This is a genomic window from Mameliella sp. LZ-28 (assembly GCF_012274245.1).
Classification (GTDB): domain Bacteria; phylum Pseudomonadota; class Alphaproteobacteria; order Rhodobacterales; family Rhodobacteraceae; genus Antarctobacter; species Antarctobacter albus.
The window spans coordinates 279,089-298,390 of the sequence record NZ_JAANYX010000032.1; the positions used below are offsets into that span (position 1 = coordinate 279,089).

General features: G+C 65.6%; 18 protein-coding genes. 11 read left to right on the forward strand and 7 right to left on the reverse strand.

Annotated elements, in window-relative coordinates; all coding sequences use genetic code 11:
• Positions 1-19: 19 nt before the first annotated feature.
• A complete protein-coding gene (locus G9Q80_RS16520; RefSeq protein ID WP_069210575.1) occupies positions 20-1,888 on the reverse strand; it encodes a nucleoside-diphosphate sugar epimerase/dehydratase in 1,869 nt (622 codons plus the stop codon).
• Between the two features lie 367 nt (positions 1,889-2,255).
• Between G9Q80_RS16520 and G9Q80_RS16525 the strand changes: the two genes are divergently transcribed.
• Positions 2,256-3,278, forward strand: coding sequence for an aspartate-semialdehyde dehydrogenase (locus tag G9Q80_RS16525; RefSeq protein ID WP_088714689.1), 1,023 nt, complete (start codon positions 2,256-2,258; stop codon positions 3,276-3,278).
• A gap of 124 nt (positions 3,279-3,402) precedes the next feature.
• On the opposite strand, the gene G9Q80_RS16530 is transcribed toward G9Q80_RS16525, so the two are convergent.
• Entirely contained in the window at positions 3,403-3,855 is a 453-nt protein-coding gene (locus G9Q80_RS16530) for a hypothetical protein (protein WP_133066381.1), read from the reverse strand.
• Positions 3,856-3,987: 132 nt separating this feature from the next.
• Between G9Q80_RS16530 and G9Q80_RS16535 the strand changes: the two genes are divergently transcribed.
• Positions 3,988-4,356 carry a hypothetical protein gene (locus G9Q80_RS16535; protein ID WP_074621893.1) on the forward strand — a complete coding sequence of 123 codons (369 nt, stop codon included), beginning with the start codon at positions 3,988-3,990 and terminating at the stop codon, positions 4,354-4,356.
• Between the two features lie 62 nt (positions 4,357-4,418).
• Here the strand turns inward: G9Q80_RS16535 and G9Q80_RS16540 are convergent, their stop codons facing one another.
• Positions 4,419-5,060 (reverse strand): carbonic anhydrase, encoded by a 642-nt coding sequence (locus G9Q80_RS16540; protein ID WP_043140748.1) that lies wholly within the window; start codon positions 5,058-5,060, stop codon positions 4,419-4,421.
• A gap of 146 nt (positions 5,061-5,206) precedes the next feature.
• Between G9Q80_RS16540 and G9Q80_RS16545 the strand changes: the two genes are divergently transcribed.
• From G9Q80_RS16545 to speB, 4 genes are all read left to right on the forward strand, one after another.
• A complete protein-coding gene (locus tag G9Q80_RS16545) occupies positions 5,207-5,587 on the forward strand; it encodes a hypothetical protein (protein WP_043140751.1) in 381 nt (126 codons plus the stop codon).
• Positions 5,588-5,659: 72 nt separating this feature from the next.
• The gene (locus G9Q80_RS16550; RefSeq protein WP_088714691.1) at positions 5,660-7,051 is read left to right on the forward strand and encodes a leucyl aminopeptidase family protein; all 1,392 of its coding nucleotides are present in this window, start codon (positions 5,660-5,662) and stop codon (positions 7,049-7,051) included.
• Positions 7,051-7,908 (forward strand): C40 family peptidase, encoded by an 858-nt coding sequence (locus G9Q80_RS16555; protein WP_088714692.1) that lies wholly within the window; start codon positions 7,051-7,053, stop codon positions 7,906-7,908. Before G9Q80_RS16550 ends, G9Q80_RS16555 begins: the two co-directional genes overlap by 1 nt.
• Before the next feature lie 86 nt (positions 7,909-7,994).
• A complete protein-coding gene (gene speB / locus G9Q80_RS16560; protein WP_088714693.1) occupies positions 7,995-8,948 on the forward strand; it encodes an agmatinase in 954 nt (317 codons plus the stop codon).
• Between the two features lie 33 nt (positions 8,949-8,981).
• On the opposite strand, the gene G9Q80_RS16565 is transcribed toward speB, so the two are convergent.
• Positions 8,982-9,323, reverse strand: a complete 342-nt coding sequence (locus G9Q80_RS16565) for a DUF2794 domain-containing protein (protein ID WP_088714694.1) — start codon at positions 9,321-9,323, stop codon at positions 8,982-8,984.
• A gap of 114 nt (positions 9,324-9,437) precedes the next feature.
• On the opposite strand from G9Q80_RS16565, the gene paaI reads away from it, so the two are divergent.
• The 4 genes from paaI (at position 9,438) to serA (ending at position 14,330) form a co-directional block, all read left to right on the forward strand.
• Complete coding sequence (paaI, locus tag G9Q80_RS16570; RefSeq protein ID WP_069210580.1) at positions 9,438-9,890, forward strand: hydroxyphenylacetyl-CoA thioesterase PaaI; 453 nt, start codon at positions 9,438-9,440, stop codon at positions 9,888-9,890.
• A 27-nt stretch (positions 9,891-9,917) separates the two neighbouring features.
• The gene (gene paaK, locus G9Q80_RS16575; RefSeq protein WP_088714695.1) at positions 9,918-11,222 is read left to right on the forward strand and encodes a phenylacetate--CoA ligase PaaK; all 1,305 of its coding nucleotides are present in this window, start codon (positions 9,918-9,920) and stop codon (positions 11,220-11,222) included.
• A 261-nt stretch (positions 11,223-11,483) separates the two neighbouring features.
• The gene (locus G9Q80_RS16580) at positions 11,484-12,638 is read left to right on the forward strand and encodes a phosphoserine transaminase (RefSeq protein WP_088714696.1); all 1,155 of its coding nucleotides are present in this window, start codon (positions 11,484-11,486) and stop codon (positions 12,636-12,638) included.
• Positions 12,639-12,728: 90 nt separating this feature from the next.
• On the forward strand, positions 12,729-14,330 hold the full coding sequence (gene serA, locus G9Q80_RS16585) for a phosphoglycerate dehydrogenase (RefSeq protein WP_043140770.1): 1,602 nt from the start codon (positions 12,729-12,731) through the stop codon (positions 14,328-14,330).
• A 70-nt stretch (positions 14,331-14,400) separates the two neighbouring features.
• On the opposite strand, the gene G9Q80_RS16590 is transcribed toward serA, so the two are convergent.
• Entirely contained in the window at positions 14,401-14,856 is a 456-nt protein-coding gene (locus tag G9Q80_RS16590) for a GFA family protein (protein WP_069210582.1), read from the reverse strand.
• Positions 14,857-14,963: 107 nt separating this feature from the next.
• On the opposite strand from G9Q80_RS16590, the gene G9Q80_RS16595 reads away from it, so the two are divergent.
• On the forward strand, positions 14,964-15,698 hold the full coding sequence (locus G9Q80_RS16595; protein WP_069210583.1) for a metallophosphoesterase family protein: 735 nt from the start codon (positions 14,964-14,966) through the stop codon (positions 15,696-15,698).
• Here G9Q80_RS16595 and G9Q80_RS16600 read toward each other — a convergent pair.
• Both G9Q80_RS16600 and G9Q80_RS16605 read right to left on the reverse strand, forming a co-directional pair.
• A complete protein-coding gene (locus G9Q80_RS16600; RefSeq protein ID WP_088714697.1) occupies positions 15,672-17,438 on the reverse strand; it encodes a SulP family inorganic anion transporter in 1,767 nt (588 codons plus the stop codon). The genes G9Q80_RS16595 and G9Q80_RS16600 overlap by 27 nt on opposite strands.
• A 163-nt stretch (positions 17,439-17,601) precedes the next feature.
• On the reverse strand, positions 17,602-19,293 hold the full coding sequence (locus G9Q80_RS16605) for a bifunctional protein tyrosine phosphatase family protein/NAD(P)/FAD-dependent oxidoreductase (protein ID WP_447257644.1): 1,692 nt from the start codon (positions 19,291-19,293) through the stop codon (positions 17,602-17,604).
• Between the last annotated feature and the right edge of the window lie 9 nt (positions 19,294-19,302).

Genomic DNA, 19,302 nt, shown 5'->3' on the forward strand with positions numbered 1-19,302 from the left:
ACGGCCCGGCCCGAACCGGTCAGACCGACTGTGCGGCCTCGTCCAGCTCTGCCTGTTCCACCCAGCGCAGGATAACGGCGCGGGCGGCGGCTTCGTCGTAGGCTTCGATGGCCAGGCGCAGGTCCTTGAGCGCGGTGGCCATCTCGAATTCCGAGAGAAAGCTTTCCTGGGCGCGCAGGATCTTGGTGTGCGGCGTGGTCAGCATGTCGGGCGAGATCAGCAGCTCTTCGTGCAGTTTCTCACCCGGGCGCAAGCCGGTGATCTTGATTTCGATGTCGCCGCCCGGGTTGTCATCGTCGCGGACAGAGAAACCCGCACCCTCGATCATCTGGCGGGCCAGTTTGCGGATCGGGACCGGATCGCCCATGTCCAGCACGAAGACGTCACCGCCGCGGGCAAAGGACCCGGCCAGCAGAACCAGGCGCGCGGCCTCGGAGATCGTCATGAAATAGCGCGTCACCTGCGGATCGGTCAGCGTGACGGGACCGCCGCGTGCGATCTGTTCCTCGAACAGCGGGATGACCGACCCGGACGAGCCCAGCACGTTGCCGAAGCGCACCATCGAGAAGCGGGTGCCGGGGGTGCGGGCGGCGAGATCCTGGATCACCAGTTCGGCCAGGCGTTTGGACGCGCCCATGACATTGGTCGGGCGCACGGCCTTGTCGGTCGAGACCAGGATGAACCGGTCGACCCCTGCGGCGCGCGATGCCTCTGCCAGCACCTTGGTGCCCAGCACGTTGTTGCGCAGGCCCGCCATGACGTTCTTTTCCACCAGCGGCAGATGCTTGTAGGCGGCGGCGTGCAGGACCACGTCGATGTCGTGTTCGATCAGGACGTCGCGCATCCGCTGTTCGTCCAGCACCGAGGCCAGAACGGGCACGATGTGCAGCCCGTCACCGATGTCACGCAGTTCCTTGTCGATGTTGTAGAGCGCCAGTTCCGAGTGATCGACCAGCACCACGCAGGCCGGTTTGCAGGCGATCAGCTGGCGGCAGAGTTCCGACCCGATGGACCCGCCCGCGCCGGAGACGAGGATGCGGCGGCCGGAATAGACGTGGCTGACGCCGGGCAGTTCGCTTTCCAGGCGGCTGCGGCCCAGCAGGTCCTGGATCGACACCGGGCTGACCTGCTTGCGGATCTCGCCCTCGCCGACCATCGCGGCAAAGGAGGGCAGGGCGTGCACCTCGCAGCCGATGTGGCGCAGTTTATGCGCAATCCGGGCGATCGCGGGCTGGCTGATCGAGGGCATGGCCAGGACGACGCGGTCGATATCCTTGTCCAGCACCAGTTTCTTGAGGCTGGAGGGCGCGTGCACGCGCAGGCCCGAGACCATGAGGCTTTGCAGGGTCGGGTTGTCGTCGATGAAGGCGACCGGCAGGATCGCCTCGTCATGGCGGAGGGCAGCAACCAGCTGTTGGCCGGTCTGCCCGGCGCCGTAGATCAGCACCCGCATCCGGTCCTTGCCGTGACGGTAGACATGCAGGGTGAACTGGCGCAGGGCGATGCGCCATGTGGCCGACATGACCAGCAACAGCAGGCCGAAGATGACGAAGGCGCCCAGCGGCAGGCCGGTGCCCATCGCCGCGTTCAGGGCCAGGCCCAGCGCGGCCAGCAGGCCGGCATAGGTGGCGGTGCGGATGACTCCGCGCATTTCATAGGCATTCAGCGTGATCCGCGTCAGCCCCAGCCACCATCCCAGGCCAACGGCCGTGACGTTGAGGATCAGCACCAATGGCAAGAGGGCCGAGACGGTCGTGCTGTCGGGGGTGACGGTTGCGGCCAGGACCAGGGCGGCGAACATGGCAAGCGGGACGACAATGGCATCCATCAGGATGAAGAGCGCCTGTTTCTGCGCCCGGGACAATGCCGTCACGATCTTGTAGAACATTCAGCCCTGTCCCTCGCTTATGGCCGTGCGAAGCTTATACCCAAGCTCAGACCCGAAATCGACGTGTGTCGAAGTGGGCCAGTTCGCCTGATGCGAGTGCTCCGTTTTTTCAACTCTTAGGTTACTGAACACCAAACAGGCAAGCTGCTTATTTCTGCAGTTGCGAGTACCGGCGGATTATCACTTGTCCCACATGCCGAATTTTTGGGCGCGTTCCGGTGGGTCAGGCGGTCCTTTGCGCGCTTCTGAAGCGTTTGTGACGCCGATGGGGGCTTTCGCCCATGCTGCACCTGCGATAAGTACCGCGCCAGTCCGCCGGCGGGGCATTCCGCCTGCTTCCGGCGGCGCAGATCCAGAGGAGGGCCAGATGGGCTACCGTATTGTCGTCGTAGGCGCCACGGGCAACGTGGGCCGCGAGATGCTCAACATCCTCGCCGAACGGGCGTTCCCCGTCGACGAGATTGCCGTGCTTGCGTCGCGAAAATCGCTGGGCACAGAAGTGAGCTTTGGCGACAAGACCCTCAAGACCCAGGACCTTGCCACCTTCGACTTCACCGGCTGGGACATGGCGCTGTTCGCCGTGGGTTCGGGGCCGACCAAGGAATTCGCCCCCAAGGCCGCGGCCGCGGGCTGCGTGGTGATCGACAACTCGTCGCTCTACCGCTACGACCCGGACGTGCCGCTGATCGTGCCCGAGGTGAATGCCGACGCGGTCATGGGCTATACCAAGAAGAACATCATCGCGAACCCGAACTGCTCGACCGCGCAGATGGTCGTGGCGCTGAAGCCGCTGCATGACCGCGCCAAGATCAAGCGCGTCGTCGTGTCGACCTACCAGTCGGTCTCCGGCGCCGGCAAGGAAGGCATGGACGAGCTGTGGGACCAGACCAAGGCGGTTTACAATCCCACTGACGAGGTGCCGCCGAAGAAATTCCAGAAGCAGATCGCCTTCAACGTCATTCCGCATATCGACGTCTTCATGGAAGACGGTTCGACCAAGGAAGAGTGGAAGATGGTCGCCGAGACCAAGAAGATCGTCGATCCGTCGATCAAGGTCACGGCGACCTGCGTGCGCGTGCCTGTCTTTGTCGGTCACGCCGAGGCGATCAACCTGGAATTCGAGGACTACCTGGACGAGGACGAGGCGCGCGACATCCTGCGCGAGGCGCCCGGCATCATGGTGATCGACAAGCGCGAGGACGGTGGTTACGTCACGCCGGTCGAATGCGTGGGCGATTTCGCCACCTTCATCAGCCGCATCCGCCAGGACTCGACCATCGACAACGGTCTGAACCTGTGGTGCGTCAGCGACAACCTGCGCAAGGGCGCGGCGCTGAATGCGGTGCAGATCGCCGAGGTGCTGGGCCAGAAGGCGCTCAAGAAAGGGTGATTTGAGGCGCCGCGCGACGGCGCGGCGGCACCTCCGGCGGAGGTTTCCCAGGTCACGGGCCGCGTTCCGGCCATAGGCATCAACAGAACCCGCGCCACGTGCGCGGGTTCTTTCGTATCCGGGGCTATCCCGCGGGGCGCAGAGCGTCCCGTTCCGTGGCGTGTGCCGTGTCCGGTATCCAGCTGTTGGCATGGGCGGGGAAGGCGCGCCCGAACCTCCTGGCCAGTGCCTCGGCGCATTGGTCCAGAGCCGAAAGCGTACAGATCCGCTGCCCTCCCGGTTGATGGTATAGCACGAGCCCCTCCACCGATTGGCGCAGGCGGTAGCCCTTGAGCAGCAGCCGGCCCTGGAGTTCGGGCCAACTGCGCGCCCTGGCGAAATCCGGTGACAGCCTGTCCCGAAGGCATGCGGCCAACGCGGGACCGGGGGCGGCCCTGTGTGCGGCCGCGTCCCGGACCGTGCGGGTCAATGCCTTTTGCAGGAGGTGATCCAACGTCGTGCCCTGCCGGGCCGACAGGCGGGTCGCCGCATCGTGCAGGGGACGCGGCAGGCGCAGGGTGATTTCCGTCTCTTCCATGCTGATACCGTGCCGCACGCATGGTTAACGCCCGGTTTTCCTTTCGTGTCGAATTCTGGGCGGGCGGCCGGAGTTGCCCAAGTTTTGCCGCAATTCGGTGCCACGCTTTCTGGATCGGCAAGGAGACGTAGGATGTTTCACACTGCCATACCGCAGGCCAATTGGCCGAACGCCCCCCGGACATCCGGCCTTCCAAGGCCCCTGGACAGTGAGGCCCTGTCGCTGCTGCGATTGTTCCTGACGCCGATCCTGGAACGCGCCGCCAGTTGGCAGGCCCTTCATGAACAGCTCTGCGCCAAGGGGTTCCGGCTGGTCTTTCGCCGGGGCCACATGGTCATCCTGAACGACACCGGCGAGGGGCTTTGCACCGGCAGCGACCTGGGTGTCCCCCTGGCCACCATTTCGGCCCGGATCGGGCGGCCCTGCGTTCGCGCGCATCGGACCGGACAGACCGGCGAACTGGATCTGCCGCGCGCTGCGGCCCGTGCGGCCCGCGCCTAAAGGGCGGAAACGAAAAGGCCCGGACACAGCCGGGCCAAAAGACGGTTTGTGTAAGGCCGGCGTCAGACCGGGACGAACTGGCCGGACTTGCCGTCGAGGTTCTGCAACTCGCCGCTGCCGATATCGACCCAGAGACCGTGAAGCCCCAGCTTGCCCGCTTCGACCGCCTCGCGCACGAAGGGGAAGGTCATCAGGTTGCGCAGCGACACGGAAACGGCCTCGCGTTCCAGGGCGTGCGGCATGTCCGCGTCGCCCTTCACCGCCTCGTATCCGGGGCGCAGGATGTCCATCCAGCGGCCGACGAAGCTGCCCGTTTCCTCCAGTTCGGGGGCGCGGCCTTCGCACATGTCCAGACATCCCTGCACACCGCCACAGCTGGAATGTCCCAGCACGATCAGATGCGCGACCTTGAGCGCCATGACCGCGTATTCCACGGCCGCCGAGGTGCCGTGGTGCTGGCCATCGGGTTCGTAGACGGGCACCAGGTTGGCGATGTTGCGGTGAATGAAGAACTCGCCCTGGTCCGCGCCGAAGATCGACGTCACGTGGACTCGCGAATCGCAGCAGGAAATCACCATCGCCCGCGGCCGCTGGCCTTCATCGGCAAGACGGCGGTACCAGGCACTGTTTTCAGCGTGCGTGGTGGCTTTCCAGCCATGATAGCGCTGCAGTAGAAATCCGGGCAGGGGGCGAGCGAATTCCATGAAATCCTCCGGTCGTCGCAAGGGTTCGGTCCAACTACGATGAATTCACGGGAAATTCGAGCGAAAACACGTCTCTGGAATAACCTTTTGAGAACCCCGCCGAGGGCATGTTGCGCCCTGCGTGGGGCACTTGAATGGGGTGAGATGTGAAAGAGGTTACCTATCTGGCACCGGCGGAACGACCCGCCGTTGATCCGGCGCAGATCGAGACGCTGTGCACCGATCTGGGCAGACCGGCGGCCGAAGACGTGGTTTGCCGTGCGATGGAGGAACTGGCACAGCGCATGTGCCTTATCCAGACCCAGGCCCTGAAAGGGCCGCGCGAGGACATGCACAAGGGGCTGCGCGCCCTTGCGGCGATCGCCGACCAGATCGGCCTGTGTTCGCTGAGCGAGGTGGCCCATGATGTCATGGCCTGTATCGAGCTGGGCGATGCGGTGGCCGAAGCGGCGACATTGGCCCGGCTGGCGCGGGTGGGCGAACGCTCGTTGACCGAGCTCTGGGATCTCAACGAGTTCACCGTCTGAACGGGTCGTGAAATCCGCTTGCGGCGGGCGGCGCAGGCAATAGGCTGGCGGCACCTTGTTACAGGAGCCTCCATGCCCGTGTCCTTTGCCACGCCCGATACTTCCCCCCTGCCGCTCTACGTGATCGAAGCCGATGCCTTGGCCGCCTGGCTGGACGGGCAGGACGCACCGACACGCGCCTGGGTCGAGGCCAGCGGCTTTGCCGGCGGGCTGGGCACGGCGCTGATGCTGCCGGGGCCGGATGGCACGCCGGTGGGGGCGCTTGCGGGCTACGGCAGTTCCGACGCGCGCGCGCGCCATCGGTTCCCGCTGGCCGGTGCGATCCCGGGGCTGGCGCCGGGGAGTTACCGGATTGCCTCCGGCCTGCCGCCGGAATGCGCGGCGACCGAGGCGCTGGGCTGGCTGCTGTCGGGGTATTCCTACGGTCGCTACCGCGAACAGGGGGGGCGCGAACGGACGCTTGTCGCGCCCGAGGGCATCGACCCCCGCCGGATCGAGATCCTGGCAGAGGCCGAGACGCTGACCCGCGATCTGGTGAACACGCCGGCCTCGGACATGGGGCCGGAGGCGCTGGAGGCCGAGGTGCGGGCGCTGGCAGGCCGGTTCGGTGCCGAGGTCGCGGTCATCGCCGGCGAAGACCTGCTGTCGGAAAAGACATATTTCCCGATGATCCACGCGGTAGGCCGCGCCGCCGGGCAGGTGCCGCGGCTGATCGACATGCGCTGGGGCCGTTCGGGGCCTATGCTGACGCTGGTCGGCAAGGGGGTCTGTTTCGACACCGGGGGGCTGAACCTGAAACCCGGCGGCTCGATGGGTCTGATGAAAAAGGACATGGGTGGCGCGGCCAATACCATCGGGCTGGCGCAGGCGATCATGGCGCTGGACCTGCCGCTGCGCCTGCGGCTGCTGATCCCGGCGGTGGAAAACAGCGTATCCGGCCACAGCTTCCGCCCCGGCGACATCCTGCAGTCACGCAAGGGGCTGACGGTCGAGATCAACAATACCGACGCCGAGGGGCGGTTGGTGCTGGCAGATGCACTGGCCTATGGCGACGAGGAAACGCCGGACCTGATGATCTCGATGGCGACGCTGACCGGGGCGGCCCGCGTGGCCGTGGGGCCGGACCTGGCGCCTTTCTACACCGATGCCGAGGATTTTGCCGGCGCGCTGGCGGGTGCTGCCCCCGGTGCCGCAGACCCGGTCTGGCGGATGCCCTTCCACGCGCCCTACGAGGCAATGATCGAACCGGGCATCGCCGACCTCGACAACGCGCCGTCGGGCGGCTTTGCCGGCTCGATCACCGCCGCGCTGTTCCTGCGCCGCTTCACCGGGCAGGCCGCACGCTACGCGCATTTCGACATTTATTCCTGGCAGCCCAAGCCCGAACCGGGCCGTGCCAAGGGCGGGCTGATGCAGGGCCCGCGGGCGATCCTCGATGCGCTGCCGCAGGTTCTGAACCTCTGATGGACCGCCGCCTGACGCCCTTCAATGGCCGGGTGGCCCATGTCTCGCTGACAGGGCAAGTCGAGGCGGACCGTTTCGTCGAGGGCGAGCGGCACCGGATCGCTGCCCCCATCGCGGACCTGCTGACAAAACCCAAGGGCGCCCGCGACCGGCAGTTGCTGCGCGGCGCGCCGTTTCAGGTTCTGGAACTGGCAGACGGCTGGGCCTACGGGTTCGCGGAACGGGACGGCTACGTGGGCTGGGTCGCGGCCAGCGATCTGGTCGGGATACCCAAGGAACCCGAGACCCACCGTATCGCCAGCGCTCGGAGCTATGGCAAAACCACCCCAGGTCTCAAGCAGATGGGGCAAATCACGCCACTGTCACTGGGAACCCGACTGGCCGTTATCGAAGAAATCGACGGCTGGGCGCGGGTCGCCTGGGCTCGGGGGGCCACCCCGCGTGATCTGTACATCCCGGGCCAACACCTTGCGCCTGTCGACCATCCAGAGGCCGATCCCGTCGCCGTGGCCGAACGGCTCCTCAACACCCCCTACCTCTGGGGAGGCAACAGCGCCTTGGGCATCGACTGTTCAGGCCTCGTCCAGATCGCGCTGCACGCCTGCGGGCAAGACTGCCCCGGCGACAGCGACATGCAAGAGGCACTGGGCCGGGCCCTGCCCCCCGGCACGCCCCCCGAACGCGGCGACCTGATGTTCTGGAAGGGCCATGTGGCCTGGGTCGCGGACCCCGACACGCTGATCCATGCCAATGCCTACCACATGGCCGTCGCCTACGAGCCGATCAAAGAGGCCATATCCCGCATCCGGCAACAGGGAGATGGCCCCGTCACCCGCCACGCCCGCTTGACCACCTGAGCACGCCCCTGTCTTCTTCTTGGTGAAAATACTCCCGGGGAGCGCGAGGGGCTGGCCCCTCGCCCCCGCAACGACTGGAGCCTGCAATGTCCGACCCGTTCTTTCACCCTGTCTCAGGTTTCGACCTGCCGCGCTTTGCCGGGGTGCCGACCTTCATGCGCCTGCCGCACCTGACGTCGGACCACCCGCGGTTCAAGGATGTGCAGATCGGCCTTGTCGGCGTGCCCTGGGACAGTGGCACCACCAACCGTCCCGGGCCGCGTCACGGCCCGCGCCAGTTGCGCGATGCCTCGACCATGATCCGCGCACAGCACGCGGCGAACGGCATGCGCCCCTTCGAGGCAGCCAATTGCGCCGATCTTGGCGATGTCGGGCCGAACCCGGCGGACATCCCCGACAGCATGGCGCGCATCACTGCCTTTTACACGCAGCTGCGGCAGGCGGGCATTCGGCCGCTGACGGCGGGTGGCGACCACCTGACCTCGCTTCCGGTCCTGCGGGCGCTGGCCAAGGACGGTCCGCTGGGCATGGTGCATTTCGACAGCCACACGGATCTCTTCCACAGCTATTTCGGGGGCACGATGTACACGCATGGCACGCCCTTCCGCCGGGCCGTCGAAGAGGGATTGCTGGATCCGAAACGGGTCATCCAGATCGGCATTCGCGGCACGATGTACGATTCCGAGGACCGCGATTTCGCCGCCGCGAACGGCATCCGCATCGTCCCGATCGAGGAGTTCTTTGCCCGTGGCGTGGCCGAGGTCATGGAAGAGGCGCGCGCAACCGTGGGCAGTGCGCCCTGTTACGTCAGCTACGACATCGACTTTGTCGATCCGACCTTTGCGCCCGGGACCGGCACGCCGGAAGTGGGCGGCCCCAACAGTTACCAGGCGTTGCAGGCTTGCCGAGAACTGGAAGGGCTGGACATCGTGGGGGCGGACCTGGTCGAGGTCTCTCCGCCCTTCGATCAATCCGGCGGAACCGCCTTCCTGGGCGTGTCGATCATGTTCGAACTGCTTTGCGCCATGCTGGCCAAGTGACGGCTTGGGGGCAGGGTGGTGCCCTGCCTGTCCCTAGTCGACCGGGCGGATCAGCTTGCGTTCCAGCACGCGCAGAACGGTCTTGAGGTCATGGCCGCGTTTCAGGACCTGCCCTTCCATCCCGTAGACCGCGTATTCGCCCTGTTTGTTGCGCAGCTTCGGGCGTTTCTCGATCCGGTAAAGCGGGTGTTCGGCGGTGCGGCGAAAAACCGAGAAGACGGCCGCCTCTCGCAGGCTGGAAATCCCGTAGTCGCGCCATTCGCCGGCGGCGACCATGCGTCCATAGAGCGATAGGATGACGTTGAGCTCGGGCCGCTGAAAGGCGACCACCTCATGCGCGGACCCCTGGCCGGGGAAGGGCGTCAAGCTGTTCATACCCTCAGAGTTGCGCCCTTCCGGCAATAAATCAAGGGGGTGGATGGTGGTTCAAAAATTACTTGACCGCGCGGTCGGTTTTGGGCAGTCTCGCGCCACCGAGGGAGGAGCGAGATGACACCGCAGCAACGCGCCGAGCGTGCGGCCGAGGCCATGTATGCCAAGGATACCGCCGCGCAGGAGATGAAGATGCAGATCGAGGCGGTGGGTCCCGGTCGGGCCGTGCTGTCGATGGAGGTTCAGCCGGCGCATCTGAACGGCCACCGCATCTGTCATGGCGGGATCATCTTTACCCTGGCCGACACCGCCTTTGCCTATGCCTGCAACAGCTACAACACCCTGACCGTCGCGCAGGAAAACCAGATCACCTTCCTGGCTCCCGGCCAGTTGGGCGAACGGTTGACCGCCACGGCCGAGGAACAGGCGCTGGCCGGCCGGTCAGGCGTCTACGACGTGACCGTGACCGGCGGGGATGGCCGCAAGGTGGCGCTGATGCGCGGCCTGTCGCGCACCGTGAAGGGCCAGCATTTCCCCGAAGATGAATTGACCCAGGAAGATCGCGCCTGACGCGCCAGCACTGCCGGAGGAGACCCGATGGAAGACCTCACCCCGTCCAAGGACAGCCTTGACCCGATCGAGATCGCCTCGCGCGATGAGATTTCCGCCCTGCAGTTGCAGCGGATGAAATGGTCGCTGCGCCATGCCTATGACAACGTGCCGTTCTACAAGCAGAGCTTTGACGCGACGGGCGTGCACCCGGATGACCTGACCTCGCTGGCGGACCTGGCCAAGTTCCCCTTTACGGTCAAGACCGACCTGCGCGACAACTATCCGTTCGGCATGTTCGCCGTCCCGCGCGAAAAGGTCCGGCGCATCCATGCGTCGTCCGGCACCACGGGCCAGCCGACGGTCGTGGGCTATACCGACAACGACCTGGATGCCTGGGGGACGGTGGTCGCGCGCAGCCTGCGGGCGGCGGGGCTGAAGCCCGGCGACGTGCTGCACAATGCCTATGGCTACGGGCTGTTCACCGGGGGGCTGGGCATCCACCTGGGCGCCGACAAGCTGGGCCTGTCCACGGTCCCGATTTCCGGCGGCATGACCCAGCGCCAGGTGCGCCTGATCGAGGATTTCCAGGCCACGGGAATCACGGTCACGCCCTCTTACGCGCTGTCGATCATCGACGAATATGCCGCCCAGGGCCGCGACCCGCGCAAGTCTCCGCTGAAGGTCGGAATCTTTGGCGCCGAACCCTGGACCAACGCCATGCGGCTGGAAATCGAAGAGGCCTTCGACATGCACGCGGTCGACATCTATGGCCTGTCCGAGGTCATGGGGCCGGGCGTGGCGAATGAATGCGTCGAGACAAAGGACGGCCTGCATATCTGGGAAGACCACTTCTACCCCGAGATCATTGACCCGGAGACGGGCGAGGTGCTGCCGGACGGCGAGCTGGGGGAACTGGTCTTCACCTCGCTGACCAAGGAGGCCTTCCCGGTGATCCGCTACCGGACCCGTGACCTGACGCGCCTGCTGCCCGGTACGGCGCGGTCGATGCGGCGGATGGAGAAGGTGACGGGGCGATCTGATGACATGATCATCCTGCGTGGCGTCAACGTCTTCCCGACCCAGATCGAGGAACAGCTGATGACGGTCAAGGCGCTTGCACCGCATTTCCAGCTGGAACTGGACCGGGTCGACCACAAGGACGTCATGAAGGTGGTCGTCGAACCCTGGCCGCATTCCGTCGAAGGCGGTGCCGAGGCCGCACGCGAGCTGGCGGCCAAGGTCAAGCAGGTGGTCGGCGTGACCGTCAAGGTCGAGGTCGCCGAGCCCGGCGGCGTGGCCCGAAGCCAGGGCAAGGCGGTGCGCATCGTCGACAACCGGCCCAAGACCTGAGGGCCGTCGGGCGACGCTTGCCGGGCCATGCGGCCCGACGTCGCCCCGCCCACCGTCCCTGAAAGGCGCCTGCGGGCGCCTTTTTCCGTTTGGAATGCCGTTGTCGAGTTTCCGATTGGCGTCAGGGCCACCGCGTGCGGGCCTGAAACCCGACGCAATAGATGCAAAAACCGACTTGCCGAGTCTCCGGCCCTGCCGTAGATGCGTTCGTGGGACACCCCTCCCCAACGAGGGGCATCTATCTGGAAGGTTAGCTCAGCTATGGCACCCCAAGCACCGGCAACGCGGCCGGCTAATCCGCGTTTTTCCTCTGGCCCCTGCGCCAAGATCCCCACATTCTCCCTGGACAAGCTGTCCGACGCGGCCCTGGGCCGGTCACACCGCGCGGCGGTGGGCAAGGACAAGCTGAAAGCGGCCATCGAAGGCACGCGCGAAATCCTGGGCATCCCGGCAGACTACAAGATCGGCATCGTTCCCGCGTCCGACACCGGCGCGGTCGAGATGGCCATGTGGTCGATGCTGGGCGCACGCAAGGCGACAATGGTGGCTTGGGAAAGCTTTGGCTCGGGCTGGGTGTCCGATGTCGTCAAGCAACTCAAGATCGACGCCGATGTGAAAGAGGCCGGCTACGGCGAGATCGTGGACATGGCCGCGATCGACTATGACTCCGACGTCGTCTTTACCTGGAACGGCACCACTTCGGGCGTGCGCGTCCCCAATGGCGACGTGATCCCGGCGGACCGCCAGGGCCTGACCATCTGCGACGCCACCTCGGCGGCCTTTGCGCAGGACCTGCCGTGGGACAAGCTGGATGTGACGACCTTTTCCTGGCAAAAGGTCATGGGCGGCGAGGCCGCGCACGGGATGCTGATCCTCAGCCCCCGCGCCGTCGAGCGGCTGGAAAGCTACACCCCCGCATGGCCGCTGCCCAAGATCTTTCGCCTGACCAAGGGCGGCAAGCTGATCGACGGCATCTTTACCGGCGCGACGATCAACACGCCGTCGATGCTGGCGGTCGAGGACTACCTGGTGGCGCTGGACTGGGCGCGCGAGATTGGCGGTCTGACCGCGCTGATGGCCCGCGCCGACGCCAACGCCAAGGTGATCTGGGATTTCTGCGATACGCACGACTGGATCGCCAACCTGGCAGAGGACCCGGCGACGCGGTCGAACACCAGTGTCTGCCTGAAGTTCACCGACGACCGGATCAAGGATGGCGCGGCATTCGCCAAAGCCGTGGCCAAGCGGCTGGAGGCCGAAGGCGTGGCGCTGGACATCGGCGCCTATCGTGACGCCCCGGCGGGCCTGCGCATCTGGTGCGGCGCCACGGTGGAAACCTCGGACATCGAGGCCCTGATGCCCTGGCTGGAACATGCCTTCGCGGCAGAGATCGCGGCGCAAGCGCAAGCCGCCTGAGACAACACGCGCGCCCCGGGGCGGACCCGGGGCCTCTCCCCCATATCCTCTCAACAGGAGGCCCCGGATCAGGTCCGGGGTGTGTATCCCATGACTGCACCCAAAGTTCTCGTCTCCGACAAGCTCTCGGAAACCGCCGTCCAGATCTTTCGCGATCGCGGCATCGATGTCGATTTCCTGCCCGACGTGGGCAAGGACAAGGAAAAGCTGGCCGAGATCATCGGCCAATATGACGGCCTTGCCATCCGGTCGGCCACCAAGGTGACGCCCTCGATCCTGGAACATGCCCACAAGCTGAAGGTGGTGGGCCGCGCCGGGATCGGCACCGACAACGTCGACAAGGAAGCGGCGTCGAAAAAGGGCGTGATCGTGATGAACACGCCCTTCGGCAACATGATCACCACTGCCGAACATGCCATCGCCATGATGTTTGCCTGCGCCCGCCAGATCCCCGAGGCCAGCGCCTCGACCCACGCGGGCAAGTGGGAGAAATCCAAGTTCATGGGCGTCGAGCTGACCGGCAAGACCTTGGGCGTGATCGGTGCCGGCAATATCGGCGGCATCGTCTGCGACCGCGCGCGCGGCCTCAAGATGAAGGTCGTGGCCTATGATCCCTTCCTGTCGGAAGAGAAGGCCGGAAAGATGCAGGTGGAAAAGGTCGAGGACCTGGACGACCTGTTGAAACGCGCCGATTTCATCACGCTGCACGTTCCGCTGACCGACCAGACCCGCAATATCCTGTCGAAGGAGAACCTGGCCAAGACCAAGAAAGGCGTGCGCATCATCAACTGTGCCCGTGGCGGCCTGGTCGACGAGGCGGCGCTGGCAGAGCTGATCAAGTCCGGCCACGTGGCCGGCGCGGCCTTTGACGTCTTTGCCGAGGAACCGGCCAAGGAAAACCCGCTGTTCAACCTGCCGAACGTGGTCTGCACGCCGCACCTTGGCGCCTCGACCAGCGAGGCGCAGGAAAACGTCGCCCTGCAGGTGGCGGAACAGATGTCGGATTACCTGCTGACCGGCGCGGTGCAGAACGCGCTGAACATGCCCAGTGTCACCGCCGAAGAGGCCAAGGTCATGGGGCCCTGGATCAAGCTGGCCGATCACCTGGGCAGCTTCATCGGCCAGATGACCGACGAGGCGATCAAGGCGATCAACATCCTTTACGACGGCGAAGCGGCGACCATGAACCTGGAGGCGCTGAACTGTTCGCTGATTGCCGGGATCATGAAATCGGTGAATCCCGAGGTGAACATGGTTTCGGCGCCGATGGTGGCGCGTGAGCGTGGCATCAAGATCTCGACCACCAACCAGGAGCAGTCGGGCGCCTTCGAGGGCTACATCAAGGTGACGGTCGTGACAGAAAAGCGCGAACGCTCGATCGCCGGGACGGTGTTCAGCGACGGCAAGCCGCGCTTCATCCAGATCAAGGGCATCAACATCGACGCCGAGGTCGGTCGCCACATGCTGTATACCACCAACAACGATGAACCGGGCATCATTGGTGCGCTGGGGCATACGATGGGCAAAAACGGCGTGAACATCGCGAACTTTACCCTGGGGCGCAAGGATGCGGGGGGCGAGGCTATCGCGCTGCTGTACGTCGATGAGCCGGTCCCGGCCGAGGCCCGCGCGCAGTTGGCAGAAACCGGCCTGTTCAACCAGATCAAGCCGCTGCAATTCGACGTGGCCTGAACCTGGCGTCAGCCCTGACGGCTACGACCCTCTCCCGCGCGCCGGGGGAGGGTCTTTTCTTGTCCGGGTGTCAGCCCTGCGCGTGGTATTCGGCGATCAGCTCTTCGAACCGGTCCATCGGCGGCCATTCCACGTAGCTGTGCCGCGCCGGGGTGGTGGCCCAGGGCAGGCGGGCGCTGGTCATGGTCTCGATGAAGGGCGAAAACCAGCTGGTGTCGTCGAACATCGTCGGGCGGACGTTCACGAAGGCGTCGATCCCGGTGATGCGGGTGAACATCCAGCTCATGCAATGCGGGCAGGCCATGTGGTCCTGGTCCGGTCCGTGGGTGCCGCATTCGACCGGCGCGCCCTTAGTCACTTCCAGCCCGTCCGCGGGGACCATGACGGTCAAGGAAAAGGCGCTCGAGGACATTTTCTGGCAGCCCCGGCAATGGCAGGCGGCGGTCATCAGGGGCGGCTTGGTGATCCGGATGTGGACCTGGCCGCAGCGGCAGGACCCGTCGAGGGGCAGGGAAGGCGTCGACATGATGTTTCCTTGGCTGTTTCCTGGCCGCACCCTAGGCGCAACCGGCAGCCCCTGCCAGTGGCGCGGGCGCACTGGCCGGGCCGTGGGGAACATGCTAGGCGGCGGGCATGGGTGACACGATCTACGCCATTGGCGACATTCACGGCCAGCTGGCCATGCTGGACACCGCGCTGGACCGGATCGAGCAGGACGGCGGGCCGGATGCGCGCGTGATCTTCCTGGGTGATTACGTCGACCGAGGGCCGAACTCTCGCGGGGTGATCGAACGGCTGAGCCGGGGTCTGGCCGAGGGGCGAAACTGGGTCTGCCTGAAAGGCAACCACGACCGCCTGTTCGAATGGTTCATCGCGCCGCCCGCACCGCGCCAGGACCCTTACCTGCTGCTGGGCTACGACTGGTTCCATGAACGCATCGGCGGGCTGGACACGGCGGACTCCTACGGTGTCGACGTGCCCACTCGGATCCGGCGCAAGGACCTGGCCGCCGAGTTCCGGGCCGCCGTGCCGCCGGAACACCTGGCCTTCTTGCAGGGGCTGAAACTGATGCACCGCGAGGCGGGCAAGGTCTTTGTCCATGCGGGCATCCGCCCCGGCGTGCCGCTGGATCAGCAGGACGAGGAAGACCTGTTGTGGATCCGGCAAGAGTTCCACGATGACCCGCGCGACCACGGGGCGTTGATCGTGCACGGGCATACGCCGGTGGAGGCGCCCGAGCTGAAACCCAACCGCCTGAACCTGGATACCGGGGCGGGCTACGGGCGCCCGCCCGGCGTTGCCGTTCTTGAGGACAATGGCGCGATCTTCACGCTCGAAGCGTCAGGCCGCACCTACCTTGGCGGGTGAGCCCTGCTCCGGGCTGGGGGCAGGCTCTTGCAGGGCTTGCCAGGCGTCGTATTGCGACAGGAAGACCTTGCCAGTCAGCTCGTCCAGGAAATGCGACCGTTTCAGCCGGTCCATCACCGGGCCCTTCACCTCGGACAGGTGCAACTGAATGCCCATTTCCGACAGGCGGCGGTTCAGTTCTTCCAGCGTTTCCAGCGCGCTCATGTCGACCTCGTTGACCGCCGGGAACATCAGCACGACATGTTCGATCGGCTCGTCACAGGTGACGCGGCCAAGAACGTAGTCCTCGAGGAAACGCGCGTTGGCGAAATACAGGCTTTCGTCCACCCGCAGCGTGACGAGGTGGGGCAGCGTCTCGACCTTGTGGCGCTTGATGTTGCGGAAATGATGGGTCTCCGGCACCAGCCCGACCTCTGCCACATGCGGGCGCGAGGTCTTGTAGAGATGCAGGCCGATCGAGATCAGCACTCCCGCCGAAACGCCCAGTTCCACGCCGAACCCCAGCGTCAGGACGATGGTGGCAAAGACAGCGGCGAAATCGACCCTGGAATAGCCCCAGGCCTTCTTGAGGATCGAGAAATCGACAAGGCTGAGGACGGCCACGATGATCGTCGCGGCCAACGTCGCCTTGGGCAGGAAGAACAGCAGGGGCGTCAGCAGCAGCGTCGCGACGGCGATTCCCACGGCGGTATAGGCGCCCGCCGCCGGGGTCGCGGCGCCGGCGTCGAAGTTCACCACCGAGCGCGAGAAACCACCCGTCACCGGAAAGCCGCCCGAGACCGCCGAGGCGATGTTCGAGGTGCCCAGGCCGATCAGCTCCTGGTCGGGCGAGATGCGCTGGCGCCGCTTGGCGGCCAGCGTCTGCGCGACGGACACGGATTCCACGAAGCCGATGATCGAGATCAGCAGCGCGGACATGAAGAGCTCATTCCAGAGCGATGGCGAAAAGCTGGGTGCGGTCAGCGGCGGCAGACCCATCGGGATCTCGCCGACGATCTTGACCCCGGCATTCGACAGGCCAAAGACCCAGGTGGCCAGCGTGGTCACGACGACGGCGGCCACGGGGCCGGCCTTGGTCAGCACGTCGGCCAGTTTCGGCGGGACCCCCTTTTTCAGCAGCAGCGGTTTCAGACCCTTGCGGACCCAGAACAGGAAGGCCAGCGCCGACAGGCCCAGGACGAGGGTATAGCCGTTGGTCTCGCCCAGATGCGCGAACATGGTGCGGATCAACTCGGTCAGGGTGTGACCGTGCATGTCGATGCCGAAGATATGTTTCAGCTGCGAGGCGGCGATCAACACGCCCGAGGCGGTGATGAAACCGGCGATGACCGGGTGCGACAGGAAATTGGCGAGGAAGCCCAGCCGGAACAGCCCCAGCAAGGACAGGATCACGCCAGAGATGAAGGCCAGCGTTCCGGCGGCCAGCGCAATGTCCACCGGGTCCGACAGGCCCAGGTTGCCGATGGCGGCGGCGGTCATCAGCGAGACGACGGCCACGGGGCCGACGGCAAGCGCGCGGCTGGTGCCGAAGATCGCATAGGCCACCAGCGGCAGGATCGAGGCGTAAAGGCCCATCTCGGCGGGCAGGCCCGCCAGCAGCGCGTAGGCCAGAGATTGCGGGATCAGCATGATCGTCACGATCACCGCCGCCAGCCCATCGGCAGAGGCGGTTTCGCGGTCATAAGTCCGCGCCCAGTCGAGAATGGGCAGGTAGCGGGTCAGTTGGCGTGGCAGTTGCATGGCGAATCCTGCTTTCGGGTCGGGTTCATCCCCCGAGTCGCGTTTGGAACTCGTATATATATTCAGGAATCAGAATTTAAAAGGGGCAGTGCGCATTCGCCAGACGACTTCGGCAGACGAAAAGGGGCCGGGCCATTGGCTCCGGCCCCTTGTGCCCTTGGGTTTATCCGGCCGAGACGCTTTCCGGCTTGGCCATCCATTCCTTCCCGCGCAACATGGCCTTCCAGTAGACAGGCGGCAGGATCTGTTCCTTGAGCAACCAGGCGGCGCGCGTCGGCTTGGTTCCGTCGATCACCCACTTGGGGAAGGAGGGCAGCAGCGCACCGCCATAGCCGAACTCGGCCAGGACGATCTTGCCCTTCTCCACCGTCAGCGGGCAGGACCCGTAACCGTTGTAGACCGCGTGCGGGCTGAGGCCGCGGGTGTCGGCCACCACGTTCTCGGCCACCACGGGCGCCTGCATCCGGGCGGCGGCGGCGGTCTTGGCGTTGGGCGCGTTCATCACGTCCCCCAAAGACCAGATGTTGTCGTAGGTCTTATGCCGCAGCGTGGCCTGGTCCACGTCGACCCATCCGGCGGCATCGGCCAGCGGTGACACGCGGATGAAATCCGGTGCCACCTGCGGCGGGCAGACATGCATCATGTCGAAGTCGACCGTGACCTCGGTCGGCTCTTCGTCTGGCTTGGAGACCTTGAAGGTTGCCGTTTTTCCGGGGCCGTCCACGGCGATCAGGTTGTGGAAGAAGTTCAGCGAGGCGTCGTATTTCCTGACGTAGTCCATCAGCGCAGGGACATAGTCCTTGACCCCGAAGAGCACGCCGCCGGCGTTCATGAACTGGATGTCGATGTCCTTCAGCCGCCCGGTGCGGAACCAATGGTCGCCCGACAGGTACATCGCCTTTTGCGGTGCGCCGGCGCATTTGATCGGCATCGGCGGCTGGGTGAACAGCGCGCGCCCCTCGCGCATCTTGCTGACCAGCTCCCAGGTGTAGGGCGCCAGGTCATAGCGATAGTTCGAGGTCACGCCGTTCTTGCCCAGCGTGTCCACCAGCCCCTCGACACCGTGCCAGTCCAGTTTCAGCCCCGGGCAGACGATCAGCCGGTCGTATTTCACCACGCGGCAGCCATCGAGCACCACGGCATTGTTCTGCGGTTCGAAGGCGGCGACGGCGGATTTGATCCAGTGGACACCCTGCGGGATCAGGCTGCCCATCGTGCGGGCCGTGGTCGCGGCCTCGAAGACACCGCCGCCGACCATCGTCCAGCCGGGCTGGTAATAGTGCACGTCGGCCGGGTCCAGAATGGCGATGTCCAGCCCCGGCTTGCGCGCCTTGAGGCTGGAAGCCACGGCGATCCCCGCCGCGCCGCCGCCCACGATCACGACGTCGAACTTGGCGTCGCCTTCGTCCGTGGGGGTCTTGCCGCCGTTCACGATGCGCCGCACGACACCGGCCATGTCATAGCCGGCGCCCTTGGTCGCGGCGAGGATGGTCGCCGGGGCCAGCGCATTGGCCTGGCTCAGCGACCAGAGCGTCGCCGACCGCGTGCCGGTGCGGCAGTAGGCAAAGACCGGGCCGGGCAATTCTCGCAGCAGCTTGCCAAAGGCCTCGGCGTCCTCGTCCCGGACCTTGCCCGAAGTCACGGGCTGATAGCGGACCTCCAGCCCCTTTGCCTTGGCCGCCGCTGCGATCTCGTCAAAGGTCGGCTGATCGGCGCCCTCGCCATCCGGGCGGTTGCAGATGACGGCGCGATAGCCGGCGTCGGCGATCTCTTGCAGGTGATCTGCGGTGATCTGGGGAGAGACGGTGATGTCGTCGGTGATCTTGCGGAATTCCAAGGCCTGCACCTCCTGCATGCGGGGAAT

Excerpts from the sequence above, each read along its gene's own strand:
- paaK (WP_088714695.1), top strand. The coding sequence starts at position 9,918 with ATGGAAGACCTCACCCCGTCCAAGGACAGCCTTGACCCGATCGAGATC.
- serA (WP_043140770.1), top strand. The coding sequence starts at position 12,729 with ATGACTGCACCCAAAGTTCTCGTCTCCGACAAGCTCTCGGAAACCGCC.
- G9Q80_RS16530 (WP_133066381.1), bottom strand. The coding sequence starts at position 3,855 with ATGGAAGAGACGGAAATCACCCTGCGCCTGCCGCGTCCCCTGCACGAT.
- G9Q80_RS16525 (WP_088714689.1), top strand. The coding sequence starts at position 2,256 with ATGGGCTACCGTATTGTCGTCGTAGGCGCCACGGGCAACGTGGGCCGC.
- speB (WP_088714693.1), top strand. The coding sequence starts at position 7,995 with ATGTCCGACCCGTTCTTTCACCCTGTCTCAGGTTTCGACCTGCCGCGC.
- G9Q80_RS16535 (WP_074621893.1), top strand. The coding sequence starts at position 3,988 with ATGTTTCACACTGCCATACCGCAGGCCAATTGGCCGAACGCCCCCCGG.
- paaI (WP_069210580.1), top strand. The coding sequence starts at position 9,438 with ATGACACCGCAGCAACGCGCCGAGCGTGCGGCCGAGGCCATGTATGCC.
- G9Q80_RS16550 (WP_088714691.1), top strand. The coding sequence starts at position 5,660 with ATGCCCGTGTCCTTTGCCACGCCCGATACTTCCCCCCTGCCGCTCTAC.
- G9Q80_RS16580 (WP_088714696.1), top strand. The coding sequence starts at position 11,484 with ATGGCACCCCAAGCACCGGCAACGCGGCCGGCTAATCCGCGTTTTTCC.
- G9Q80_RS16520 (WP_069210575.1), bottom strand. The coding sequence starts at position 1,888 with ATGTTCTACAAGATCGTGACGGCATTGTCCCGGGCGCAGAAACAGGCG.
- G9Q80_RS16555 (WP_088714692.1), top strand. The coding sequence starts at position 7,051 with ATGGACCGCCGCCTGACGCCCTTCAATGGCCGGGTGGCCCATGTCTCG.
- G9Q80_RS16605 (WP_447257644.1), bottom strand. The coding sequence starts at position 19,293 with ATGCAGGAGGTGCAGGCCTTGGAATTCCGCAAGATCACCGACGACATC.
- G9Q80_RS16595 (WP_069210583.1), top strand. The coding sequence starts at position 14,964 with ATGGGTGACACGATCTACGCCATTGGCGACATTCACGGCCAGCTGGCC.
- G9Q80_RS16600 (WP_088714697.1), bottom strand. The coding sequence starts at position 17,438 with ATGCAACTGCCACGCCAACTGACCCGCTACCTGCCCATTCTCGACTGG.
- G9Q80_RS16565 (WP_088714694.1), bottom strand. The coding sequence starts at position 9,323 with ATGAACAGCTTGACGCCCTTCCCCGGCCAGGGGTCCGCGCATGAGGTG.
- G9Q80_RS16590 (WP_069210582.1), bottom strand. The coding sequence starts at position 14,856 with ATGTCGACGCCTTCCCTGCCCCTCGACGGGTCCTGCCGCTGCGGCCAG.
- G9Q80_RS16540 (WP_043140748.1), bottom strand. The coding sequence starts at position 5,060 with ATGGAATTCGCTCGCCCCCTGCCCGGATTTCTACTGCAGCGCTATCAT.